Annotated in this window: 18 protein-coding genes and 1 tRNA gene; 13 read left to right on the top strand and 6 right to left on the bottom strand. The window is 62.5% G+C overall.

Annotated elements, in window-relative coordinates; genetic code table 11:
- The first annotated feature begins 98 nt into the window (after nucleotides 1–98).
- Nucleotides 99–677: a rubrerythrin family protein gene (locus FGM15_05580; protein MBU3665333.1), complete on the top strand. Its 579-nt coding sequence runs from the start codon at nucleotides 99–101 to the stop codon at nucleotides 675–677.
- 30 nt (nucleotides 678–707) lie between these two features.
- Here the strand turns inward: FGM15_05580 and FGM15_05575 are convergent.
- Nucleotides 708–779, bottom strand: a tRNA-Lys gene (locus FGM15_05575).
- A 46-nt stretch (nucleotides 780–825) separates the two neighbouring features.
- Entirely contained in the window at nucleotides 826–1347 is a 522-nt protein-coding gene (locus FGM15_05570) for a peroxiredoxin (protein MBU3665332.1), read from the bottom strand.
- Nucleotides 1348–1523: 176 nt separating this feature from the next.
- Here FGM15_05570 and FGM15_05565 point away from each other — a divergent pair, with 176 nt between their 5' ends.
- The 5 genes from FGM15_05565 (at nucleotide 1524) to FGM15_05545 (ending at nucleotide 4183) form a co-directional block, all read left to right on the top strand.
- Nucleotides 1524–1856, top strand: coding sequence for a hypothetical protein (locus tag FGM15_05565; GenBank protein ID MBU3665331.1), 333 nt, complete (start codon nucleotides 1524–1526; stop codon nucleotides 1854–1856).
- Between the two features lie 115 nt (nucleotides 1857–1971).
- Complete coding sequence (locus FGM15_05560; GenBank protein ID MBU3665330.1) at nucleotides 1972–2673, top strand: JAB domain-containing protein; 702 nt, start codon at nucleotides 1972–1974, stop codon at nucleotides 2671–2673.
- Nucleotides 2670–3473 carry an acyl-ACP--UDP-N-acetylglucosamine O-acyltransferase gene (gene lpxA / locus FGM15_05555; GenBank protein ID MBU3665329.1) on the top strand — a complete coding sequence of 268 codons (804 nt, stop codon included), beginning with the start codon at nucleotides 2670–2672 and terminating at the stop codon, nucleotides 3471–3473. Before FGM15_05560 ends, lpxA begins: the two co-directional genes overlap by 4 nt.
- Nucleotides 3474–3521: 48 nt before the next feature.
- Nucleotides 3522–3899 (top strand): hypothetical protein, encoded by a 378-nt coding sequence (locus FGM15_05550; protein MBU3665328.1) that lies wholly within the window; start codon nucleotides 3522–3524, stop codon nucleotides 3897–3899.
- Complete coding sequence (locus FGM15_05545; GenBank protein ID MBU3665327.1) at nucleotides 3896–4183, top strand: hypothetical protein; 288 nt, start codon at nucleotides 3896–3898, stop codon at nucleotides 4181–4183. The genes FGM15_05550 and FGM15_05545 overlap by 4 nt, the downstream gene beginning before the upstream one ends.
- Here FGM15_05545 and FGM15_05540 read toward each other — a convergent pair.
- From FGM15_05540 to FGM15_05530, 3 genes are read right to left on the bottom strand one after another with little or no spacing between them, the layout of a single operon-like run.
- Nucleotides 4180–5511 (bottom strand): glutamate--tRNA ligase, encoded by a 1332-nt coding sequence (locus FGM15_05540; GenBank protein ID MBU3665326.1) that lies wholly within the window; start codon nucleotides 5509–5511, stop codon nucleotides 4180–4182. The genes FGM15_05545 and FGM15_05540 overlap by 4 nt on opposite strands.
- 13 nt (nucleotides 5512–5524) lie before the next feature.
- A complete protein-coding gene (locus FGM15_05535) occupies nucleotides 5525–7147 on the bottom strand; it encodes a PDZ domain-containing protein (protein ID MBU3665325.1) in 1623 nt (540 codons plus the stop codon).
- Complete coding sequence (locus FGM15_05530) at nucleotides 7147–8598, bottom strand: trypsin-like serine protease (protein MBU3665324.1); 1452 nt, start codon at nucleotides 8596–8598, stop codon at nucleotides 7147–7149. The genes FGM15_05535 and FGM15_05530 overlap by 1 nt, the downstream gene beginning before the upstream one ends.
- A 62-nt stretch (nucleotides 8599–8660) precedes the next feature.
- On the opposite strand from FGM15_05530, the gene FGM15_05525 reads away from it, so the two are divergent.
- A complete protein-coding gene (locus FGM15_05525) occupies nucleotides 8661–9866 on the top strand; it encodes a phosphatidylserine/phosphatidylglycerophosphate/cardiolipin synthase family protein (GenBank protein MBU3665323.1) in 1206 nt (401 codons plus the stop codon).
- Nucleotides 9867–9873: 7 nt separating this feature from the next.
- Here FGM15_05525 and FGM15_05520 read toward each other — a convergent pair whose 3' ends face one another.
- Complete coding sequence (locus tag FGM15_05520) at nucleotides 9874–10782, bottom strand: hypothetical protein (GenBank protein MBU3665322.1); 909 nt, start codon at nucleotides 10780–10782, stop codon at nucleotides 9874–9876.
- Nucleotides 10783–10796: 14 nt separating this feature from the next.
- On the opposite strand from FGM15_05520, the gene FGM15_05515 reads away from it, so the two are divergent.
- The 6 genes from FGM15_05515 (at nucleotide 10797) to FGM15_05490 (ending at nucleotide 24078) form a co-directional block, all read left to right on the top strand.
- On the top strand, nucleotides 10797–12137 hold the full coding sequence (locus FGM15_05515; protein ID MBU3665321.1) for a glycoside hydrolase family 1 protein: 1341 nt from the start codon (nucleotides 10797–10799) through the stop codon (nucleotides 12135–12137).
- A 134-nt stretch (nucleotides 12138–12271) separates the two neighbouring features.
- The gene (locus FGM15_05510; protein ID MBU3665320.1) at nucleotides 12272–19933 is read left to right on the top strand and encodes an SDR family NAD(P)-dependent oxidoreductase; all 7662 of its coding nucleotides are present in this window, start codon (nucleotides 12272–12274) and stop codon (nucleotides 19931–19933) included.
- Nucleotides 19934–19942: 9 nt separating this feature from the next.
- Complete coding sequence (locus tag FGM15_05505) at nucleotides 19943–21280, top strand: condensation domain protein (GenBank protein MBU3665319.1); 1338 nt, start codon at nucleotides 19943–19945, stop codon at nucleotides 21278–21280.
- A 32-nt stretch (nucleotides 21281–21312) separates the two neighbouring features.
- Nucleotides 21313–22254: a fatty acid desaturase gene (locus tag FGM15_05500; protein ID MBU3665318.1), complete on the top strand. Its 942-nt coding sequence runs from the start codon at nucleotides 21313–21315 to the stop codon at nucleotides 22252–22254.
- A gap of 13 nt (nucleotides 22255–22267) precedes the next feature.
- Nucleotides 22268–22966 (top strand): ABC transporter ATP-binding protein, encoded by a 699-nt coding sequence (locus FGM15_05495; protein MBU3665317.1) that lies wholly within the window; start codon nucleotides 22268–22270, stop codon nucleotides 22964–22966.
- Nucleotides 22963–24078, top strand: coding sequence for an ABC transporter permease (locus FGM15_05490; GenBank protein MBU3665316.1), 1116 nt, complete (start codon nucleotides 22963–22965; stop codon nucleotides 24076–24078). Before FGM15_05495 ends, FGM15_05490 begins: the two co-directional genes overlap by 4 nt.
- Nucleotides 24079–24104: the final 26 nt, after the last annotated feature.

Raw genomic sequence — 24104 nt, 5'->3', positions numbered from 1 at the left:
GCAAAGTATAAGCACCGCTAATAATCTGCTTGAGCCGGCGGGTGGTTGGAAGCAAAATGCCAGCGATGAAAACGAACGTTTCAATCCTGGTGTTGGGCATGGCCCTTCTTTGTGCGGTGGCTCCGGCCAAAGCGGAGGTTTCAGCGCAGCTGGTAAAAGATCTGAACGAAGCCTTTCAAGGCGAATCGAACGCCTCCAATCGTTACGCGCAATTCGCGCGCAAGGCCGAGCAGGACGGTTATCCCGAAGTGGCCAAGTTGTTCCGTGCCACGTCCGCTTCCGAGGCGATTCACCGCGATGCGCACAAGGAGGCCATTTTGAAACTCGGCGGCAAGGTCGAGAAATTTCAACTTGAGGAGGTGAAGCCGGGAAGCACGGCGGAGAATCTCAAGGCTGCGATCAAGGGCGAGACTTACGAGAACGAGAAGATGTATCCGGAGTTCATCGCGCTGGCCAAAAAGGAGAACGCACGTCCGGCCATGCGCAGCTTGCGTTTCGCCATGGAGACCGAGAAAGCCCACGCCAAACTCTACGAGGCGGCCCTGAAAAACTTGGGCAAGCAGGGCAAGATCAACTACTACGTCTGCCAAGTCTGCGGCATGACCGTGACAAAGCTTCCCGCGGAAAAATGCTCGGTCTGCCGCGAACCGGTTGACGAATACGAAGAGATCCTCTGATTGGCCTCGAGGGTGGGGGCACCGCGCACGTGGGTCGGGTGGGACTCGAACCCACAACCAACGCCTTAAAAGGGCGCTGCTCTACCATTGAGCTACCAACCCTTGCGCCGAGACGCGCAATGTAGCGTCTGGTGCGCGCGGCTCAAGACTATTCCGCCAGTCCGAGTTCCTTCAACGCGGCCTGGACCTCCGCGGCGTGCTCGCCGGTCTTCGCGCTGCGCGCGATCCAAGCAATCTTTCCGTCGCGGATGATGAACGACTGCCGTTGCGGCACGCCGAGAACGGGGAGCAGCGGAACACCGAAAGCCTTAGCCACCGTCTGCTCCGTGTCGGCGAGCAGGGGGAAGGGCAGATTGTATTTGTCCGCGAATTTTTTCTGCGCCTCCACCGTGTCGCAGCTCACGCCGACAATTTTCACGCCCTCGCCCGTGAAGCGCGGAAAATCATCGCGCAGCGAGCATGCCTGGGCGGTGCAACCGGGGGTGTCGGCCTTCGGGTAAAAATAGACCAGCACCGGACCTTGGACGTAGAGGTCCGCCAAGTTGAGCGTCGCACCGTTTTGGTCCTTGGCCGACACGCTCGGAGCGTCATCGCCCACCGCGAGTGCGAGGGCCGGACTGCGCAAGCCGAGGAAAGAGAGCACGATCGATATTGTAAGGAAGTATTTCATCACGCGCCACTCTTAAGCCCCCGGGGGGCTTTCGGGCAATCTTTTCGGGTCTGCCTCCAACCGGCTTTCCCGGCTTCCCGGACCTGGGAGAACTCCGGCGGGGGCGGACGGGGTTCCGGACCCCTACAAATTGTAGTTGCGTCCCCTGGGGAAATCTGACAACACAACAGATTGTTATGGCCAAGAAAAAAGCAACCAAAAGTAAACCAGCCAAGAAAACCGTCAAAAAAGCCGCGAAGAAAGCGGTGAAGAAGAAACGGAAAGCCAATCCCGCGCTCATGAAGCCGGTGACGCCTTCGTCGCTTCTCGCCGTTGTGGTGGGCCCGAAGCCCGCTCCCCGCGGCCAGATGACGAAACGGCTCTGGGATTACATCAAGAAGAACAAGCTGCAGGACAAAGTCAAAAAGACGATGATCCATGCCGACGAGAACCTGAAGGCCATCTTCGGGGGCAAAAAATCGGTCAGCATGTTCGAGATGACCAAGCTGGTCTCCAAGCACATCAAATAACCTCCCGGTTATTTCCTCACAACCGGCGGTCCGCAAGGGCCGCCGGTTTTTTGTTCCCGGCAGCGCGTGCGGTTTTCGGCTTCTGCTTCACGCGGCAGCCGTTAACTTCCGGGGGATGGAATCGCCGTCCATCAAGGATCTTCCGGAGAGCGAGCGGCCGCGGGAGAAGCTCATCGATCGCGGGGCGGGGGCGCTGAGCGATGCGGAGTTGCTGGCCATTTTTCTGCGCACCGGCACGCGTGAAAAGGGTGTCGTCGAGGTGGCCTCGGATATGCTCGCTGCCGCAGGAGGGTCGCTTGGACGCATGGCGGAGATGAAAGCGAAACAGCTCCGGAAGCTGGCCAAGGGTGTCGGTCCGGCGAAAGCCTGCGAGTTGGAGGCTGCTTTCGAACTGGGCAAGAGGGTCGCGCGTCAGAAGGCCCGCAGCGAGCCGTTGGCAACCCCGGACAAGATTTACGAATTCATGGCGCCGCAGTTGCAGGGCCTTGCCCGGGAGTCGCTGCGAATCGTGCTGTTGGACACGCGGCACAGGCTGGTGCATGACGAAGAAGTTTCGCTCGGCACGCTCAACGAAAGCCTTGCCCATCCGCGCGAAATCCTCCGACCGGCCATCAGCCACGGTGCCTATGCTTTCGTGCTTGTCCACAATCACCCCTCGGGCGATCCGGCCCCGAGCGAGGCGGACCGGGCGTTGACGCGGCGAATCCGCGAAGCGGCGGAATTATTGCAGATTCATCTGCTCGACCATGTCATCATCGGGCGCGAGCGCGAGGGGGCGCAACCCTACTTCAGCTTCAAAGAGCACGGACTTTTATGAAAATCCATCCCACCGCGATCGTGGCCGACGGGGCCGTGCTGGGTGCCGATGTCGAGATCGGTCCCGGGTCCATCGTCAGCTCCCGGTCGGTGCTCGGGTCCGGGTGCGTGCTCGGCGCCTACGTTATCCTCGAGAACCGCGTGGTTCTCGGCGATGGGACAAAGGTGGGCCACGGTTCGATCCTCGGCGCGAACCCGCAGGATCTGGGCTTCGATCCCGCGCGGCGCGACACCGGCGTCCGTATCGGCCGCGGCAACACGATCCGCGAATACGTCACCATCCACCGTGCCACGAAAGAAAACGGCGACACGACGGTGGGCGACGGGAATTTCATCATGACCGGCTGCCATCTTGCCCACGACAATGTTGTCGGCAACGGGGTGATCATGGCCAACAACGCGCTGACGGCCGGGCATGTGCACATCGGGGACAGATGCTTCCTCGGCGGCGGCAACGTGTTTCACCAGTTCATGCGGATCGGAACGCTCGCCATGGTGCGCGGCGGATGCCGGTTCAGCAAAGACATCCCCCCGTTCCTCGTCGCCACGGGTGAAAACCATGTGGCCGGAATCAACGCGGTAGGGTTGCGTCGCGCCGGTTTTTCGGCCGAGGAGCGGGCCGAGATCAAACGTGCTTTCCGCCTGCTATATTTGTCCGGGCTGAACATTTCCCAGGCCCTCGAGGCGGCGGCGCCCGGCCCGTGGGGTGCGCGGGCGGAAGAGCTTTTCGCCTTCGTCCGCGAGGCGAAGAAACGCGGAGTCTGCGATTACGCGGGGCGCGGCGCTGCCGAGGGCGAGTGAACGGCCCCGGGGCAGGGCTCAGGCCGGGGCGGAAAATATTAAGATAACATGGCGATATTATCGCGCTCTTGTTCACGAGTTGGCCCCGCTTTGATGGTGGTGCTGGCGGGGTGCGTAGCGAGGCCGGAGCCGTTAGCGGGTCCGGAATATGAGGAGCATTGGCGGGAGGTATTGGTGCAGACGATTCCGCGCAATGGTTATGTGGAGCGCAATGGTGAGTATGTGGGAGTGGCGCCGATCGCGGTGCGGGTGCGGACTACGGAGAGCGGGCGACCGGTGCGGCCGCAGCGGATCACGGCGACAGATACGGCGTCGGGGGCGTATGTGTGGAAACTTTTGGTGCCTGGTGAGCAGGTGCCGGAGCGGATGTTGATGGACATTCGACCTTTTCTTTCGGTGCAGCCGGGGATTAGTTTCGGCCCATGAGGTCGCGAGCGCTGACTGTGCTGTCCTGGGTGCTGATAGCCGTGGGTTGCTATGGTGCGCTTTTTTGCGCGTTTGCTTCGGGGCTGTTGGGTGCGGTGTTTTCCGCGGGATGGCAGTTGAATCCGTGGGACGTGAGTGCGATTGCTGCGTGGTGGCACAACATGGGTGCCGTGGTGGTAGAGCAATGGCCATGGCTCATTGCCATGGCGTTGTGCTTGGGCTGCGCTACGCTTGGTGGCGTGTTGTATATGCAGGACGATGCGGCCGCGGGATCGAGTGGTTAAGCAGCGGAAAATTTTTCGCGTGTCCGGTTGAAGCGGGCGAGCACGCGGTCGCATCCGAGCAACTCGAGGAGGTGGTAGAGGCTTGGTCCGACGCTGCGGCCCGTGGCGGCGACGCGCGCCGGGTGCACAAGCAGGGCGGTCTTCACGCCGAGGGTTGCGGCGAGTTCCTTGAATGCGGCCTCGATGTTGTCCGCCGTCCACGGTTCCACGCGCGAAAGGCGGTCGCCGAGCACATGGAGTCGCTCGAGCGCGCCGTCGGCATGGATGGCCTTCGCCACCGAAGCCTCGTCGTAGGCGTAGTTGTCATTGAAGAAAAATTCGATCCACGATGGCACATCGGTGAGGTGTTTCACTTTTTCTTTCACCAGTGCCAGTGCCGGCAGCAGCGCCTGGCGTGATTCGTAGGCAATTCCGGCTTTGTCGACGAACGGGATGACGAGTTCGGCAAAGCGTTCCAACGGCATCTGGGCGAGGTATTGCCCGTTCATCCAGAAACATTTGTCGAGGTCGAAGCCCGCGTTGCGGCGGTTGATATTCTTGAGTTCGAAAAGCGCGATGGTCTCCTCGATCGGCAAGATCTCGCGATTGTCTTTGGGCGACCAACCGAGCAGGCAAAGGTAATTGCGCACGGCTTCGGGCGCGTATCCCTGCTCGATATAGCTTTGCACGCTGGCACCTTTGTCGCGCTTGCTCATTTTGCCGCCGTCGGGATTGAGGATGAGCGGGATGTGGGCGAACTTCGGAGGCTCCGCGCCGAACGCCTTGTAAAGTTCGAGATGCTTGGGCGTGTTGGAAAGGTGATCCTCGCCGCGGATGACGTGGGAGATTTTCATCTCGATGTCATCGACCACGTTGACGAAATGGAAAATCCAGGAGCCGTCGGGGCGGCGGATGGTCATGTCGGGATGCGTGCCGGGGTTGGACAGGTCGAACTGGATCGAGCCGCACACCTCGTCGTGGACTGTGACCGGTTCGCGGGGGGATCGGAAACGGAGGGCGCCGGCGTCCTCGTAAACCATGCCTTTGTCCTCGAGAAGTTTGAGGTAGCGCTCGTAGGTGGGTCCGCGTTCGCTCTGGTAATAAGGGCCGTAGTCGCCGCCCTTTTCCGCGCCCTCGTCCCAATCGAGCCCGAGCCATCGGAGTCCCTCGTAAATGGCGCGCACGGCCTCGTCGTTGTGCCTCTCGCGGTCGGTGTCCTCGATGCGCAGCACAAAGGTGCCGCCGGTGTGGCGGGCGTGCAGCCAGTTGAAAAGGGCGGTGCGCGCGCCGCCGACATGGAGGAAGCCGGTGGGCGACGGGGCGAATCGGACTCGGACGGAATCGGACATGGGTAAGGGCGTGTTAGTTGTTGCTGCTCTCCGTGCCAAGTTGGCGGAGTTTCGGAATGCGGTATTGGTCGCGGATACGTTTCTCCTCGGCCTTGCTTGCCTCGACATCAAGGATGATGAGGCCCGGGTCCTCGGCCAACTTGATGCGGTGGAATTTGTCGGGAGGGTTGTCCACGGCGGCTGCGAGGTCTTCCAGGCTGCGCACCGGCCGGCCGTTGACTTGATCCACGATCTCGTAGGCGAGGTCCTCATAGCCCACGGTGTTCGGGCCGGACAGGACACCGCTGATGAATACGATCTTGCCGCGGTCCGCCCGCAGTTCGCTTTGGAAGCGGTCGAGGTAGAGCAGGCGAAGCGGCGCATCCCGCGTCCACGATTGGCCCCATTCGCGCAGGAACTGCCTGGAGAGTTCCGTGAAGACAATGCCGCCGACGATGACGAACTTCGGCGGTTGGTCGAAGGTGTAGGGCTGGCTGATCATCGCCTCGCGGTCGCGGGGCGCGAGCGTGATTTCCAAGTTTGTCTCGGCACCGTCGCGCCACACCGCGAGAGGCACTTTCTGCCCGCTTTCCAGAAGCGTGGAAACGTAGTGCGCGAGCGAAACTTTTCCGAACCGCGCGTCCTCGTAGTTTCCGTCCTGGTCGATGGTTTTGTCGCCCACGCGGAGAAGAATGTCGCCGACTTTGAGGCCCGCGGCCTCGGCTGGGGAGCCGGACTGGACTTTGGTGATGTAAGCGCCGCCGGTTCCATTGTTCAGCCTGGCATAGCGTCGGAGCTGAGGGTCGCGCGTGTCCGAAAAAGTGAGCCCGGCCCGCGGAAATCCCGCGTAAGGCTGCTTGGAGGCGACCTGGAGAAAACGTGCGATGACGGGGGCAGGCACGAGGTCGGCTGCCTGGGTGCGCGGGTCGTAGCGCATGACCAAGCCGACGAGCGCGCCGTCCTTGAAAACCGGAAGAGTGAAGCTGTTTTCGCGTGACTGCAGCGGAACGCTGAGGCGGAAGAGCAAAAATGCGCTGTCCTCGAGAACGTAGGGGCCGACTTCCACGGTGGTGAGCGTCGCAGGGGTGTTGACGGGCGCGCCGTTGGCTTCGAGTTGCACAAGATCGACGCGGCTGCCGACGCCGGCCGACTCGTCCAGAGTGGCGCCGGGAATATTCTGCAGGAACCCGGCGGCGGGGGCCGAAAGAAGGGCGAGATTTGTTTCGTAATCCACAGCGGCCAGCTCGGCTTTTTCTTTGCGCGCCGTTTCGGGTTCTTCCAGTTCGATGTAAGTGTGGTCGGCCACCAATCCGGCCGTGACGAGAATACGTCCGTCGGGAAGCACCACACCGAGTCCCTGGCGTTGCGAGGCCTGGTTTTTCCGCCACGGCTGGCTGAAGCTGTAGGACTGCTGGGTGACGTTGACGCGGACAACCGGAGGCCGTTTTGCCACGGCAGGTGCCGGTGGCGGGGCCGGTTCCTCGGGGGTGGCTCCCGGTGCTGGCGACGGCGAAACGGCGGACTCGGGGGTGGCGGAGGGCGTGGTGCCGGCGGCGAATTTTTCCCGAAGAACTTCCATCGCTTGAGTCCCGGGAGCGAAGCTGAGCACGAGCGCTGCGAGAAGCGGCGCGATGACGGCTGTGCGGAGCGGATTCATCACAAATTGCGGTCGGTCGAGACGTTGTAGCGCTCTTTGATGCGCCGGTCGGCCTCGGGAAGTGCCGAGCGGTCGAGGACGATCGGGCGCCCTTCACCGAGAAGTTCGATGACGTGGAATTCCCCGGGTTCGTCGAGCGCCTGGGCCACGTCCTGCAGCGAGCGGATCTTGCGGCCGTTGATGCTCTCCACGATGCCGCCCTTGAAAGGCATGAAATAGGTGTTTACCGGATCGGGCAAAATCTCGCTCAAGACGACCACCTCGGGATGTTCGCGGTAAAGGTTGTCCGTCACGAAAAAGTCGAAAAAGTATCGGAGCCGGAGATCGGAGACTTTTTTGGCGTCGAGAAAGTCGCGGCTCAGAGGCTGGAAGAGCAGGCCGCCCATGAGAACGAAGCGCGGACGTTTGTCATAGGACCGCGCCTGCATGTCGAAAGGCCACGGGCGGGCGAGGACCAGCTCGACATTCTGCTTTTGCCCGTTGCGCAGGATCTCGAGAGCGACTTTGTCGCCTTTGAATTTGCGCTCGAAAACCTCGGCCATCTCGACGCGCTCCCCCTCGAGGTCGATCTTGCCGTCGGCGTAAACTTTCAGCCCGTCCACCGAGAGAATGACGTCGCCGCTTTGCAATTTTCCGTCCGAAGACCCGCCGTCGAACACGCTGCCGATGAGGACGCCGTTGTCGGGTTCCGTGAGTCCGAGGGCCGCGCGCTGCGCGGGGTTCACGAGCGGGAAATACGTGGCGGCGAGGTCCATGTATCGGTCGTAGGAGCCGTCCTCGATGTCCTTGAGAAATCTTTTGATGACCGGCACGGGAATCATGTAGCCGACGTTTTGCGCCACCGCGCCGCTGTAGCCTTGGAAGGCGACGCCGACGACCTTGCCGTCCTGCAAGACGGGACCACCGCTGTTGCCGGGGTTGATCGCCGCGTCGATCTGGATGGCCAGGTGGCTGTCGACTTCGGAGTGACTGTAGGGCTGGAAGTCGATGCGCGAGACGATACCGCGGGTGACGGACAACCGGTCGCCGCCGATCGGGTAGCCGTAAACGCTCACGGTCGATTCAAGCGCGGGGATGCCGCCGAATTGCAGGGCCTTGGTGCCGTTGAAAAAAGCGGCCTTGTCGTAAACCTCGAGCAGCGCGAGGTCGCAGTCGTGCGCGACATGCAGCACCCGCGCCGGCCAGAGCGTGGGATCGCCCTCTTTGACGACGGAAATGAACGTGGCGTTGCTGACCACGTGGGCGTTGGTGAGGATGCGTTCGCCGTCGATGACGAATCCGGAGCCGACGCCGCGTTCGACGCCGCCCGGATTCCAGGGTGTCGCGTAGTCGGGTTGCTGCGCTGTGGTGGCGATGCGCACCATGCTCTGCGCCGGGCCGGGCGCGCTCTGCGCCCCTGCGCATGCCACGGCGGCAAAAAGAATGGCGGCGGTGCGCACACTGGTAAGCATCGGCGGGAAGGTTAGCTTGCGCGCCTTTTTTGGCAAACCGGGAAACGGGCGGTTCTGGCCAAATGCGCGGGGCTGTTTATGATTTTTGCGGAACTCCGCAGATGCAAACCTCGCCGCTGCTTTCCGACTCCGTGCTCACCGACCTGTCGCGGCGGGCCTCCGCGCCATGGCGACCTTTGTCGGAGGCATGCATCCTCCAGGACGGCAGCCAGGCATTTCCGGTGATGCTCGATCTCATCGCCGGCGCGCGGAAGTCGGTGTGGTTCGAAAATTTCATTTTTGCGGGTGACCGCACCGGCCGCCGGTTTGCCGGGGCGATGGGTGCTGCGGCCCGCCGTGGCGTCGAAGTCCGGGTGCTTTACGACCCGATCGGCACGATGATGGTCAAAGGCGGATCGGCGGCGAGGGAACTTGCGCGGCAGGACGTAAGGGCGCGCTCATTCCGTCCCGTTTCGCTGTTATCGCCGGGAACGTGGCCCCGATTGCGCCACCGTGATCATCGTAAAACCATGGTCGTGGACGGCGAGGTCGCCGTGGTGGGCGGACTTTGCATCAGCGACAATTGGGCCGGGCACGATGAAGGGGGGCACAACTGGCGCGACACGGCACTGATGGTTCGCGGCAGTGTGGTGGGCGACGTTGAAATCGCATTCGATGCCATGTGGAGCCGTGCGGACGGGGAGGATCTTCCGGCACCGGCCGTTCATTCCGCATCTTGCCCGGGCATGCCTTGCGGTCTGGTGGCGGCGGACCAACCGGGTGCCCACCATGTTGCGGAGATTTACATCCGGCTTGCTGTCGAGGCGCGGCAGAGTCTCGACATCACCGACGCCTATCTCGTCACGCCTGAGCCCGTAGTGGCTGCGGTCGAATCCGCGGCACGCCGCGGTGTCCGCGTGAGATTTCTTTTGCCCGGAAACAACAACCATCCTTTCGCTTCTGCTTCGGCACGCCGCCGCTACGCGCGTCTGATGGCGGCCGGCGTGCGCATCTACGAGTGGCGGGGCATGATGGTGCATGCGAAAACGGCGGTTGCCGACGCGCAGATGACACTCGTCGGATCGAGCAACCTCGATCCGCTTTCCATGACGCGCAATTACGAGCTGAACTTGCTGGTGGCCGATCCGGCCACGGGGGAACGGATGCGCGAGATGTTCGAGCGTGATCTGGACGGGGCCCGCGAAATTGTGCCGGCGGAGTGGGATCGGCGGCCGCTGTGGCAAAAAGCCGCGGAAACTGCGGCGGGTCTATTTGACGGCAACCTTTGAGCGATGCTCAGGTGCCCTGCGGGTCAAGACGCATCACGTGGAAAACGCCGTTCTCGTCGCGGTAGAATCCGCGGATTTTGGGGATGTGGGCGGGAAGTTGCCTCACGGCCGCAACCAGCCAGTTGTCCCAAAGTGCCGACGAGAGTTGGCGCAATGTGCCGTCGGCGTTGTTCACCTCGGAGAACGGGCGGGTGACTTTGGCATATTCCGCTTCTCCCACGCGTGCCGAGGCCAGACGCGACGGATCATAGACGGCGATCCACCATCCGCCGTTTGCGCCGGGAGCGGTGGGAGGTGTGATTTTGAAGGCGAGATTCCCCGCCCGGTGGGTGTCGCCGGCAAGCGAAAGCGAGTAGAGCGCGGCGATTTCCTTGCGGCTGTAAAGATGACCGGCCAGGAATTCGCGGACAATCTGGTGGTATCTGCTGCTGCGTCCGCGTTTTCCGTAAATCCCGAATTCGATGGCGACCGGATTGTCGGGATCGCCGTAGATGTTCATGCGGCCCTGCTTGTTCACGAGGAACGACGTGTAGGGGATGTTTTTGAATTCCCCCGACTGGACTGCGACCGGGGGAATGAGTTCGACGCGCCAGACGGTGTCGTGGTCGCGGAAGTCGTGGACGATCGCTTGCCAGGACGGAAGCTTTCCCCGACCTGTCACCTGGGCGAGATACACGTCCTGGTCAGCTTCTTCGCGGATGCGCCGGATGGATGATTTGGGGATCACGACCTCGCCATCCCGGGTTTGGAACAGCACCGAGTCGGCGCTGTTCTTGAGGATCATTCCGCGCAGCGAGCGTCCGTCCTTCATTTCGAGCTGGTCCGGTATACCGGGCTGGTTGGAGGCGTGCAGTGGCAGAGCGGCGAGCCCCGCAAAGGCGGCTGCAAGAATCCCAGCACGGCGTATTGCGGTCATGACCCGACTTAAATATGCTCCGCGCCATGTGGCAAGCGCTCCGCATCGGCATGACGCTCGGCGCGGCTTTTTTTGTCGCGGGTTGCGTGACCCCGCCGCCGGCCTATCGTCCGCCCTCCGCGCCCGCGGTGACCAAGAAGCTGCCGAAGGAAAAATTCTGGTGGGGGACATCCACTGCCAGCTTCCAGAACGAGGATCGTGGCGAGCCGCCCGGTTCACCTTTTTATTTCCAGACCGACTGGGATGTTTTCGGGAAGGAAGGGCATGCGCCTGTGCGCGGGGACGACGCGGTCTTCTCTTGGTCGCGCTTCGACCGAGACCTCGTGGCGCTCAAACAACTCGGGGTCTCGCATTTCCGATTCGGCGTCGAATGGGCCCGCATCGAGCCGAAACCCGGCGTGGTCAACGAGCGGGCGCTTGCACGCTATGTCCGCATGGCGCGTGATCTCCGTGCCGCCGGAATCGAGCCGGTGGTCACGCTCTGGCACTTCACGTTCCCCGACTGGCTCTATGACAGCAAACGCAAGGGGCAATCGAACTTCCTGCATCCCGATGTGCGCGAGGCCTGGCGTGCGCACGTGACGCGCGTGGCGAAAGCGATGGCTCCCTACGTCCGTATTTACGTGCCGCAGAACGAACCCAACGGGGCGCTGCAGCTGGGATGGATCGCGGGTCACTGGCCGCCCGGATTGCTGCTTCGTCCGTTTGCCTACAAAAAGGCGATGAAAGTTTCGGCCGACATGTTCCGCGAGGCCGCCGGGATCGTGCGCCGCGAGCGTCCCGACGCTGTCATCATGGGCATCTACTCGTTGCCGGATTGGAGGCGCAACCGTCTGCAGGATCCGACGGCGCTGGTTTACAACATTGTCCAGAGGCAGAACTTCGACCATCTCGATATGGTGGCCGACACCATGGATGTCGTCGGTGTGAACTATTATTACGCGCAGGATGCCAGCATCTTGAGATTCCTCAGCAGGGGGCACGGCGAGATGTCATCGGATTACACGCAGCTCGGATGGGAAATCGTGCCCGAGGGCCTTTACAACGTCCTCAAGACCGTCCAAGCGCGCTACGGCAAACCGATCGTCGTGACCGAAAACGGGCTCGGAACGCAAAGCGAGCGCAAGCGCATCCGATATATCCGGGAGCATATCGCGCAGTTGCGCCGGGCCATCGAATCGGGCGTCGATGTTCGCGGGTATTTTCCATGGACTCTCGTGGACAACTACGAGTGGAAAGAGGGATGGACCGGGCAATTCGGCCTGTTTTCCTACGATGCGCGCACCAAAGACCGCGTGCTCGAACCCACCGGCAAGTGGTTTTCCGCTTTCATCAAGGAGCATCGCGAACCCTGACCCGCGAAAAAACTGCCGCAAACCGCCGCCGTTCTTGATCGCGGGGTTTTCAACGTGTCAGAATACAAACGGTGGCGTTCTGATGATTCGGTGGCGCCCCCGGTTGGCCTGCCGGACCGGGCTGCGCCCACAAAATGCAACAGGAACAAATCGCGATCATCGGCATGGGTCTCCGTTTTCCCGGGGGGCTGAACAATGTCGAGGACTTCTGGAAATTTCTCGATGAGGGGCGCGATGCCGTGGTGGAAATTCCGCCGGATCGCTGGAATATCGCGAGGTTTTACGATCCGCAGCCGGGGTTGCCCGGAAAATCGATGGCCAAGCACGGAGGCTTCATCAACGGCATCGACCTGTTCGACCCGCAGTTTTTCGGGATTTCTCCGCGCGAGGCGCCGTTCATCGACCCGCAGCAGCGCCTGCTTCTCGAGACGGCTTGGGAGGCGATCGAGGATGCAGGCATCGTGCTGGACCAACGCAACGGCACGGACATCGGCGTCTTCGCCGGTATTTCGCACACGGACTACCAGAATATCCAAGGCGGGGCGTCCGACCGCACCGGCATAAGCGCGCATTCGCCCACCGGCAATGCGCACAGCATTGCCGCCAACCGCATTTCCTACTGCCTCAACCTGACCGGGCCGAGCATCGCGATGGATACGGCGTGCTCTTCGGCGCTCACCGCCGTCCATGTTGCGTGCGAGCATTTGCGCGAGAGACGGTGCGCGGCAGCTCTTGCCGGCGGAGTGACCGTCATGATTACGCCGGACGGATTCATCGGATTCTCGCAGGCCTCGATGCTTTCACCCGACGGACGTTGCCGCGCGTTCGACGCATCGGCCAACGGATTCGTGCGGGGGGAGGGGGCTGGGATGGTTTTGCTCAAGCCGTTGTCCAAAGCCCTTGAAGACGGCGACCCGATCTACGCTATCATACGCGGCACTTCCGCGAACCAGGACGGTCACACCAACGGCATCATGCTTCCGGGCGAGGAAGCACAAGCGCGTCTGGTGCGCGAGGCGTGTGCGGACGCGGGTATCGATCCTTTGTCTGTCGGCTACGTCGAGGCCCACGGAACGGGGACGGCGGTGGGTGATCCCATTGAGGCGCATGCCCTCTCCCGCGCCCTTTGCCCGGGGCGCGCGGACGGAAGGCCTCTTGTCATAGGCTCGGTCAAAACGAATCTCGGCCATCTGGAGACTGCGGCCGGTGTGGCGGGTCTCATCAAGGCCGCCTTGGTGGTCAATCGCGGCCGGATCCCGGCTAATATTCACTTCACCACGCCCAGTCCGCACATCGACTTCGGGGCTGCGAAGTTGAGGGTTCCGACTCGAACCGAGGATTTTCCCGGCGGGGCGGACGCGGAGCGCATCGCGGGGGTCAACTCATTCGGTTTTGGCGGGGCCAATGCTCACGTCATTGTTTCGGAGCCTCCCAAGCAGCCGCGTCTGGATGGCGGCGGTATCGCGACAGAGCGCGCGTGGCCGGTCACGCTCTCGGCGCGTTCGGAGGAATCGCTCAAGGCGGCGGCTGCCGAATTGGCCGCTTGGATCGATGCGAAAACCGCGTCCAATGGCGGCGGCAATTTGCTTTGCGATCTTGCCTACACTCTCGGGGCACGACGCAATCACCATGCCTACCGGCTCACTGGGGCCCCTCTCTCGGCGAGTGAACTCTCCGGGGAATTGCGCTCCTTCGTGGCGGACGGCGCCGCCGCCGGATTGAAAAGTTCTTTCGCTCCCCAGCCGGAAAAAGCTCCGCGCGTGGGGTTTGTTATGAGCGGTCAGGGGCCGCAGTGGTGGGGCATGGGGCGCGAGTTGATGCGCACGGAGAAAGTATTCCGCGAGACGATGGAGGCTTGTGCGCGTGCCATGGCGCCGCACGCCTCGTTCTCTTTGCTCGAGGAGCTTGCCAAGGACGAGAACGAAACACGCTTGGCGGAAACGGAAGTCGGGCAACCGGCCATTTTCGCCATGCAGATCGCGCTGTCGGAACTCTGGAAATCCTGGGGCATCACCCCTTCGCTCATCACCGGACACAGTGTGGGCGAGTTGGCGGCGGTCTGTGTCGCGGGGATTCTTTCGCTTGATGTGGCGGCGCGCATCATTGTCATGCGTGCCCGCTTCATGTCGGGTTGCGCACGCAACGAAGGTGCCATGCTGGCGGTCGGCTTGCCGGAAGACGAAGTCCTCGAACTTATTTCGCGGCACGACCCGGCAGCGAGTATCGCGGCTTTCAACGGTCCGCGTTCGCTCACCATCGCGGGGCTCAAGCCGCCCCTCGAAAAAATGGCCGCCGAATTGGAGGCACGAGGTGTTTTCAACCGCTTTGTGCGCGTGCAGCACCCCTTCCACCACGCACTCATGCAACCCGCGGCGGCCGAATTGGAGAAGGCCCTTGCCGGCTTGCAGCCGGAAGATGGCACGATTCCATTCTTCAGCACGGTGACGGGCGCTCTGTGTCCGGGGCGCGAATGCACCGCGTCTTACTGGGCCTCGGGGATCCGAAATCCTGTTCGCTTTGTTTCTGCCGTGAAGTCCATGGCGCAGGAAGGCGTGGACGTGTGGCTTGAGATCAGCGCGCATCCCGCGCTGGCTCTGTCCATCCAAGAGTGCCTCGCCGACAACGGTGTCAAAGCCCCGGTTGTCTCCTCGACGCGCCGCGAGCGCGAGCAGCAGGCCATGATGGAAGCCGCGCTGGAGATGAACAACCTGGGTGCGACCGTCGATTTCGCGGCCATGATCCCGTCGCGGACCCAGCTGGTGCTGCCTTCCTACCCGTGGAAAAAAGAGCGCTGGTGGCACGAGTCTTCGGACGTGCGCAGCAGCCGGCTCGCTCCCGGTGGCCGGGGGCTGCTCGACGCGCGCCTGCCCCGATCGCTTCCGACTTGGAGCGCCCGTCTTGACGAACGCCACATGGCCTACCTGCGCGATCACCGCGTGGACAATCATATCGTGTTTCCTGCAGCCGGCTTCATCGCCATGGTTCTCGAAGCCGGTGTCCAGTTGTTCGAGGGGCGGCCCTTTGCCATCGAGGACTTCGAAATCCGCAAGCCGCTCATTTTGCCCGAAGCCGTCGAAACACTCGTCATGGAACTGTCCTATGATCCGGCCGAGCGCTCCTTCACAATCCAAAGCCGCTTCGAGCCCTCGACGACTTGGTCGGTGCACGTTGTCGGCTCGCTGCGCGCCGAGAGGGTGGAATCTTCATTCGAAGCCACGCGCTGGCGCGGGCCGGAAGGGGAACTCGATCCGGCGGACATCGACGAGCACTACGAGCACAAACGCAACCGCGGGTTGCGCTACGGCCCCGAATTCCGCGCCGCCCGCGAGTTGTTCGCCCGCAACGGAGAGTCCGCGGGGCTCGTCACGCTTTCCGAGGTCGCCGCGCAGCGGGCGGCGGAATATGCCCTGCATCCCGTCATCATGGACGGCGCGCTCCACGTTTTTTCCGCGGGTGCCCGCACGGTTGAAAGTCGCGGCGTCAAGCTGAAGCTGCCGGTCCGCTTCTCCCGCATCCTTTATTTGCGTCCGCCCGGCGCTGCCTGCCGTGTTCGGGCCCGCGTGCTCAATTGCAACGACGAACTGACGGAAGGGCGGATTGGTGTCTATGACACCGATGGCGCGCCCTGTGTTTTGGCGGACGGTTTTCGTGCGGTCGCGCTCAGTTCGGCCCGGCGTGCGGGCTCTCCCACGGGCGAGGGGAGGGAGCTTGTCTATCACGTGGACTGGGAAAGGTGCGCTGCGGACAGCACGCCGGTTGCACAGCCGCCGTTGCCTTTGGCTGCGCTGCATGAGTCCGCGGCATCAGCGCTCGATGCGGTGCTGGACCTTCGCGGCAAAGAACGCCTGGAGGCCGTGATGGTGGAGGAAGATGCAGTCGCCGCCGCGCAAGTTGCCGCGGGCCTTCGCGGCATGGGTGTCAATGGCGGGTCATTCACCGCGGATTCGCTGCGCGTCGCGCCCGGCATGCGCAGGGTCTTCCAGCGGCTTGCCGCCAAACTGGCCAAACGCGGACTGCTGGAGGAGTGCCAAGGCGAATCGTGGCGGACGAGGGAAAGTTTTGGCCGGGTTGCGGACTCCGCGCCGCACCTTTTGCGTGATTTTCTGGCGCGAGTTCCGGGACACACCTCCGAAGGTTTGTTGTGCGCGGCAACCGGGGCCGAATTCGGTTCCATCATGCGCGGTGAGAAGGATGCGGTGCAGGTGCTTTTTGCCGGTGCGGGCACGGATTGGCTGGAGCAGTTTTACGGCGACGGTTTGTATGCCAGTCACTGGCTGGCGGCGATCGGTGCGGCCGTGCGCAGGGCGGCAGACTCGCTGCCGGAAGGTCGCGGCCTGCGCATTTTGGAAGTTGGCGCGGGCACAGCCGGGCTTGCTTCCCATGTGCTCTCGCAACTCGAGCGCGGCTTGCACACCTACGTATTTTCCGACGTTTCGACGGGATTCTTCAGCGCAGCCCAGCAAAAACTCGCGGCATTTCCCGAGGTCGAATACCGGATTTACAACCTCGACCGCAGTCCGGCCGAGCAGGACTTCGAAGACGGCACATTCGATTTCATTGTCGGAACCAACGTTCTGCACGCCGCCGCCGATTTGCGGTCGGCCCTGCGGAATCTTCACGGTCTTCTCGCCCCGGGCGGCACGCTTGCTTTCATGGATGTGGCATCTCCGCGTCTGTGGACCGAATCGATCTTCGGTCTCACCAGCGGATGGTGGAATCTCAAGGACAGTGATCTTCGGCCCGAGCACCCTTTGCTCTCCCGGCAGCAGTGGGAGGAGGTGCTTCGTGATTGCGGATTCTCCGAGGTGGCCAGCCTTCCCGGCATGCGCGATCCCGAGGGTGGCGAAGGGCAAATCGGCGTGCTCGCCCGCAAGGCTTGGGCAGCGCCGAAACCGGAGCTGTCGCAAGCCGCGGAGTTGGACGAGAAGTCGTGGGTTGTTTTCGCCGATGACCATGGTTTCGGCGACGCACTGGCCGTGCGATTGCGTGAGTGCGGGGCGCGGTGCCGTGTTGTGAAGCGGGGGGAGACATTTGCCTCGGCCGATGCCGATACGAGCATCGTGCAGCCTGATGCTCCGGAAAATTGGCGCCGGTTGATCGACGATTGGTCCTCGGCCGACCGGCCGCAGCGCTTTGTTTATTTTTGGAGCCTCGATGCCGGGGATTCAACGGACGCCCTGATGGGAACGGACGCATTTTTGCACCTCGCGCATGCCCTCGAAATATTCGCTCCGCACGGAAAGGTAAGGCTGGATCTTGTCACGCGCGGGGCGCAGCCGGCAGGGCGTGACCCGGCGGATGTTTCCCCCGCCGCGGGGGCTTGCATCGGGCTGTTCCGCGTTTTTCTGAGCGAGCATCCTTCGATAACCAGTCATGCGATCGACCTTCCGCCCGTGGCTCGCGCCGGCGACGGCGAGATGCTGTGGTCGGAACTTCAGCGCAAAGACGCAGAGCGCGAGGTGGCCTTGCGTGGCGAAGCGCGCTACGTGCAGAGACTCGCGCGGGGTTTGCCCCTGCGGGACAAAACGCTGGGCGCAGATGTCCCGATGCGGCTTGAGTCGCGCGAGCGCGGCAGTCTCGACAGTTTGAAGTTCACGGCTTTTGCCATGCCGGCGCCCGGTCCGGGCGAGGTGCTGATCCGCGTGAAGGCTGCCGCCTTGAACTTTCGCGATGTGCTCAAAGCTCTCGGCCTTTACCCGGCGGAAACGGCCGACGCGCGGATGTTCGGTGATGAAGTGGGCGGCGAGATTGTTGCCGTCGGCGACGGGGTCGGGCACGTGAAAGTCGGCGACCGTGTTTTCGGCCTTGCGGTGTTCGGTCTTGCCACGCACACCCTCGCACGTGCCGCGGACGTGCGTTGCATACCGGAGGGCGTGACGTTCGAGGAGGCCGCGACGGTGCCTGTTGTGTTCATGACGGCATGGCACTCGCTGAAAAACGTCGCCCGCCTCCGCAAAGGTGAGACGGTCTTGGTCCACTCGGGCGCCGGTGGCGTCGGCATGGCCGCGATCCAGATCGCGCGCCACCTCGGCGCGAAGGTGATTGCTTCCGCGGGAAGCCAAGCGAAGCGCTCTCTTCTTTCCACTCTCGGAGTCGATCATGTCGTGGATTCGCGGCGCGGGGATTTTGCCGAGCGCGTGATGGAGCTGACCGGCGGGAAGGGTGTCGATGTGGTGCTCAACGCCCTTGCGGGCGAGGCGATACCCATGGGCCTTTCCTGCCTCGCGGAGTTCGGTCGCTTCATCGAGATCGGCAAACGCGACATTTACCAGAACTCGAAGCTTCCGCTGTGGCACATGCGGCGCAACGTCTCCTTCCACGTTGTTGCCATGGATGCGGTTTTTGCGGGCGACGAGGAGCTGACTCGCGAACTTCTGGCCGAGATTGCCGGATTGATGGAGCAGGGGGCTCTGCGGCCGCTTCCCTACCGCTCGTTCCCGGCGTGCCGTGCCGATGCTGCTTTTCGTCTCATGGCTGCGGGCAAGCATACCGGCAAAGTGCTTCTCGCGTTTGCCGAACCGTTCCTCCTGCGGCGTGGCGCGGAGCCGCATGCGCCGTTCGCGGTGGATCCGGACGCAACCTACCTTGTCACGGGGGGATTCGGGGGCTTCGGAAAAGTTCTCGCTCGATGGCTGGCCACGCGCGGCGCGCGCCATCTTGTGCTCGCCGGTCGCCGGGGAATCGATACCGACGGTGCAAAAGAATTTGTCGCGGAACTGGAAGCCGCGGGGGTCACGGTTCTCGCGGTCAAAGCCGATGCCGGTTCCGCGGAAGACACGAGGCGCGCGTTCTCCGAAATACGCGCTACGAAACGGCCTCTCAAAGGTGTGTTCCATCTCGCAATGGCGATCGACGATGCGCCGCTATCCGAACTCACGCCCGAGAGATTCGCAACCGTCCTGCAGCCCAAGGCGCTCGGTGCCCTGCATCTCCACGAAGAAACAAAATCCCTCGACCTCGACGCGTTCGTCCTTTTTTCCTCGGCCTCCAGCGTTTTTGGGAATCCGGGCCAGGGGAATTACGCGGCGGCCAATGCATTTCTTGATTCCCTGGCGCACCACAGGCGTTCATTGGGACTGCCTGCCTTGGCTGTGAACTGGGGTGTTCTCGGCGGAGACGGTTATGTGGCTCGCAACGAGAAAGTCGCGGAGTATCTCCTCCGCCAAGGAACGGCGGCTCTCGAACCATCGGAAGTCACATCCATTCTCGAGTCGTTTCTCGACGCGGATGCCACCCAGGCCGCGGCGATGCGGGTCGATTGGGCCAAATGGAGACAGGCTTTTCGCGGATTGCAGGAGAACCGTTTGCTCGAGCGCATCTTCGCCGCGGGCGTGGAACTCGAGGAATCCGCGGGTAAGACCGGAGACTGGCGGCTGCGCATCGAGGCGGCGCCTGCTGACGCCAAGGAGGCGGTCATCGTGCAGGCTCTGCAGGAAGTTGTCGGCTCCGTTCTGCGCGTCAAACCGGATTCCCTGCGCCCGGATCAACCTTTGACCGATCTCGGACTGGATTCGCTCATGGGCGTGGAGATCGAAAATCTCATCGAGGCTTCAATAGGCGTGGCCTTGCCTCCCACGAGTTTGATGCGTGCCCGCACGATTGGTCAGATCGCCTCTCTTATTCATGGTCATCTCGGTGGTGAACAAAATCCGGCGGCTGCGGCCCCGGCTGCTGTCGAGGAGGTGTCGCTCGAGGAGGTCGATCTCGATGCCTTGGCGGACGTCGATCTGGGCGATGTTCAGCCCGCAGATCGTGCGAGGGATGGCAAAGAAGCCAGACCCGTTGGTGCGGCTTGACCTTCGGTCATGCAGAAAGACCTCAAGTCGAAGTTGCAGGATTTGGTGGCGAGCGGTCAGGTGCGGCTTGTGCCGATGACGTTCCCCCAGCGCGAGTTATGGGAGACTTCACCGGTCGCGCCCGGGGACCCGTCGAACCACATCCGTTCGTTCATCGACCTCACCGGTCCGCTCACTTTCGACATGTGCCGCGAGGCCTTGTGCATGGTGGTTGCGAGGCAGGAGGTCATGCGGACGTCTTTTCTTCCCGGCAAGGACCGCCCTTTGCAAATGATCCGCGCGCAGGCGGAGCCGGCGATCGAATATCGCGAAATCGACGACCCGTCCGCCGGCGACGAGGAAATCATCGCTTCGATGGAGGAAGGGTTTCGCCGTCCCTTCGATCTTCTGCGTGGTCCGCTTTACCGTCTGCAAATGGTGCGGCGCGGTCCCGATCACAACGCGCTGGGTCTCACGATCCACCATGCCATCGCCGACGGCTGGTCGGTGACGAGTTTCGTTGAGGACCTCTACACCGCTTGCATCAGTCTCTGGCGCGCCTCCGGCAAAGATATGTCGCGCCTCAGCGGCATGCGTGATTCGCTGCCGCCTTTGCCGGTGACTTATTCCGCGTGGGGTGCAGGCGAACGCGCCCGCTGGCAGCCCGGCGAAATTTCCGGGCATGCGGACTATTGGCGTTCGCGGTTGGGCGGCAGCCGTCCCTTGTTCGACGTCGCCGGCGCGGTATCCGATCAATTGGAGAAGTGGGACACCAGCCTTCCGGCTGACCTGGCGGAGCCGGCGCGCGCGACCGCCCGTCGCGAAGGGGTGACGCTTTTCAGCACGCTTCTCGCCGCATTCCGTCTGGCCTTGCACCGATGGAAAGGCGCGAACGATGTGGTGGTCGGTGCCCCCGTTGCCGGACGCGCAAAGACTTCGCTTCGCGAGACCATGGGATATTTTTCGGCGAATGTTCCCCTGCGAAGCATCATCGACTCCGGTGCACCCTTCAACCGGACCCTGAAGAATCTTCACAACCAAGTCGTCGAGGATTTTGCGCGGGCCATGCCGTTCGTCGAGTTGGCCGCGGCAGTGGAGAATGACGCGCCGCGGGCCCGTCATTCGGTCTATGACGTGCGCTTCGGCGTGCACAACCACCCGTTCCCGGGTATCGAGATACCCGGAATGAGTTCCAGCCTGCGCAGCCTTTCGAGCGGCACGTCGCGTTTTGACATCGGGTGCGATCTGACGGAGGATGGCAAACGGATCATCCTTACCTGGCTGAGGCGACCATCAGCCGCCACCCGTTCGGATATGGAGGAATTGGACCGTCTGTTCCGTGCGGTGCTGTCGGAAGTCTGCCGCTGACAGGTGCAACAAGTCGAAAGCGTGTGCATGACATGAGCCGACAAACTGAAACAGGTGGGTGGGAGCCCTGGGCCAACCGTGCGTCGTTCACCATTGTCTCCGCGGCCTATTACCTTACGGCCGCCGCGATGATCGTCTGTCTTTATTACCGCTGGTGGCTGCCGCTTGTGCCCCTTGTGCTTCTTTCCAGCCACCTGATGCATGCGATGCTGCTCGCTTTCCACGAGGCGGCTCACGGGATCCTGCGGAAGAACAGGGTTTGGAACGAGTTCGACGGTCTTTTGGTAGCTGCTTGCAGTCTCAGTTCGCTCACCCTCTACCGCGTGCTGCACCAGCAGCACCATGTCAACGTCGCCACGGTGAAGGATGTGGAGCTTTGGCCGTTTGTGGATCCGAAGCAGCCGCTCTGGTGGCGGCGCCTCGCCGCCTTTCTCGAGCTTAACTTCGGCTTCTTTTACACGCCGTGGTTGTTCTGGCGTTTTTTCTTCGTCCCCAACTCGCCGATCACGAACCGTCGGGCGCGCCGCCGCATCTGGCTCGAGTTCTGGCTCATGGTTGTGTTCTGGACCGCTGTCTTGTGGTTCGTCGCGCGGTTTGACGCGTGGATCTGGTTCCTCGTGCTTTATTTCATACCGGCTTTCATAGCCGGCAACATGCAGAGCTGGCGCAAATACATCGAGCACGTCGGGTTGTGCGGCAACACGGGGCGGAGCGCGACGCGCAGCATCCTCAACTTGGACTGGAAAGGCAAATTCGTCTCCGTGAGCCTTCTTCACCAGCCTCTGCACGGCGTGCATCATGTGAAGGGTTCGCTGCCTTACCACGAGTTGCCGAACAACACGCATTTGATCGTTCCGACGGACGAAGGCGACACCGTCCCTTTTCCCAACTATCGCGCGGCCTTCGCCGATCTTTTCAAGTGCCTCGCCGATCCGCGTGTGGGCAGCCAGTGGAACGTTTCCCCGGCCGCCTGACCGGCCATGCCTGATGCCCGCGACTGATTCCAACGGCGTCCTCTTCGAGGCGGCGGGTCTGGCCAAGGAGTATGACGACGGCCGGGTGCCCGCCTTGCAGGGTTTGGATTTCAGCATTCGTGATGGGGAGTTTGTTTCGATCGTCGGGCCCAGCGGGTGCGGGAAGACCACGCTCCTGAACATTCTCGGCCTTCTTGATGCACCGAGCGGCGGCGTCCTGCGCTACCGCGGACGTTCGCTCCAGGAGTTGCAGGATCCGGCGGCCTACCGAGCCCGCGAGATAGGCTTCATTTTCCAGTCGTTCCACCTCCTTCCGACATTCACCATCGAGGAAAATGTGCAGATTCCGACATTTGGGCTGACCATCCCGCGGTGCGAGCGCAGAAAGCGCGCTGCCGAGTTGCTTGAATCCGTGGGCCTCGGTCATCGAATGGATCATTTGCCGGTCAAGTTATCCGGGGGGGAACGCCAGCGCGCAGCCATCGCGCGCAGCTTGGTCAACCGGCCCTCCATTCTCCTCGCAGACGAGCCGACCGGTAACCTCGACAGCAAAAACTCGGCACACATCATGGAACTTCTTATCCGCTTGCAGCAGGAGCATCGCGCCACCCTCGTTCTCGTGACCCACGATCTGGAGATTGCGAGCCACGCGCAGCGCGTATTGCGCATGAAGGACGGACGCATTGTTTCCGACGCGAGCGGGACGCCATGAGTTTTCTGCACGTCATTTTTCGCGGTCTCTGGCGCCGTCCCGTGCGAACCGGTCTAACCGTGCTGGGTATCGCTGTCGGTATCGGGGCGGTGGTGGCTCTCGTCGGCATGGCTTCGGGTTACGAGAAAAGTGTCGTCGATCAACTCGAGGTTGTCGGGATCGACATCATCGTCAGCAACATGCAGGGCGGGATCATGCCCAAAGCGTTCGACCAATCCGTTGCCGGCCGGATCCGCAAAATGTCCGGGGTTGCCGATGCGAACTGCACGCTCATGCAGATGCTCAGCGTCGAGGACGCCCCGATGATGGTGGTTTCCGGACGTGAGTGGGGCGGGTTCACATGGAACCAGTTCCGTCTCGTCGGGGGACGGCTTCCCGGTGATGCCACGGAGAGGTCTGTCGTTCTCGGCACGCTGGCCGCCGAGGTGCTCCGCAAAAAGCCCGGCGACAAGATTCAGATCGAGAACGGCGAGTTCGAAATTGCCGGGATCGTCGATGGCCGATCCGTCGTGGAAAACGGCGCGATTGTCATGTCCCTGCCGTTGTTCCAGGAGGTCTCGGGCTACGAAGGGCGCGTCAATTTCGTGAATGTCCGGACGGTTCCGGATCTCGGCCCCGATGACACTGCGGCCCTTTGCTCCGCAATCGAGAAGGAAAATCCCGGTCTCCGGGCGGTCCGCGCCCGCGACGTGGTTGGAACAAGCCAGGGCTTCCGCGTGGCACGCGCCATGAGTTGGAGCACGTCTCTGCTCGCCGTGGCCGTGGGGATTCTCGGCGTGATGAACACGATGCTGATGAGCGTGTTCGAGCGCAAACACGAGATCGGTATTCTCTTGGCCCTCGGGTGGCGGCGCTCCCGCATCATGTCGCTGATTCTCTGCGAATCGGCTGCCATGGGGTTCCTCGGCGGCGTCGTTGGCGTCTTGCTCGGTGCGCTCACTGTCACGCTGCTGGTCCAGTTTCCGGGCGTGCGCGGTCTGCTGGAGCCGGATCTCGGGTGGGCGCTGGCCATCCGCGCGGTTCTTATCGCGGTCGCGGTTGGGATCTTGAGTGGACTCTATCCGGCCTGGAGAAGCTCGCGCCTTTCGCCCAGCATCGCGCTTCAGGGTTGACCGGCGCGGAGCCCGGGCGTTGAGTG

It is taken from the genome of Chthoniobacterales bacterium (assembly GCA_018883245.1).
GTDB lineage: Bacteria > Verrucomicrobiota > Verrucomicrobiia > Chthoniobacterales > JACTMZ01 > JACTMZ01.
Note: the sequence above shows the minus strand (reverse complement) of the source record. Positions and strands in the feature narration are given on the sequence as shown.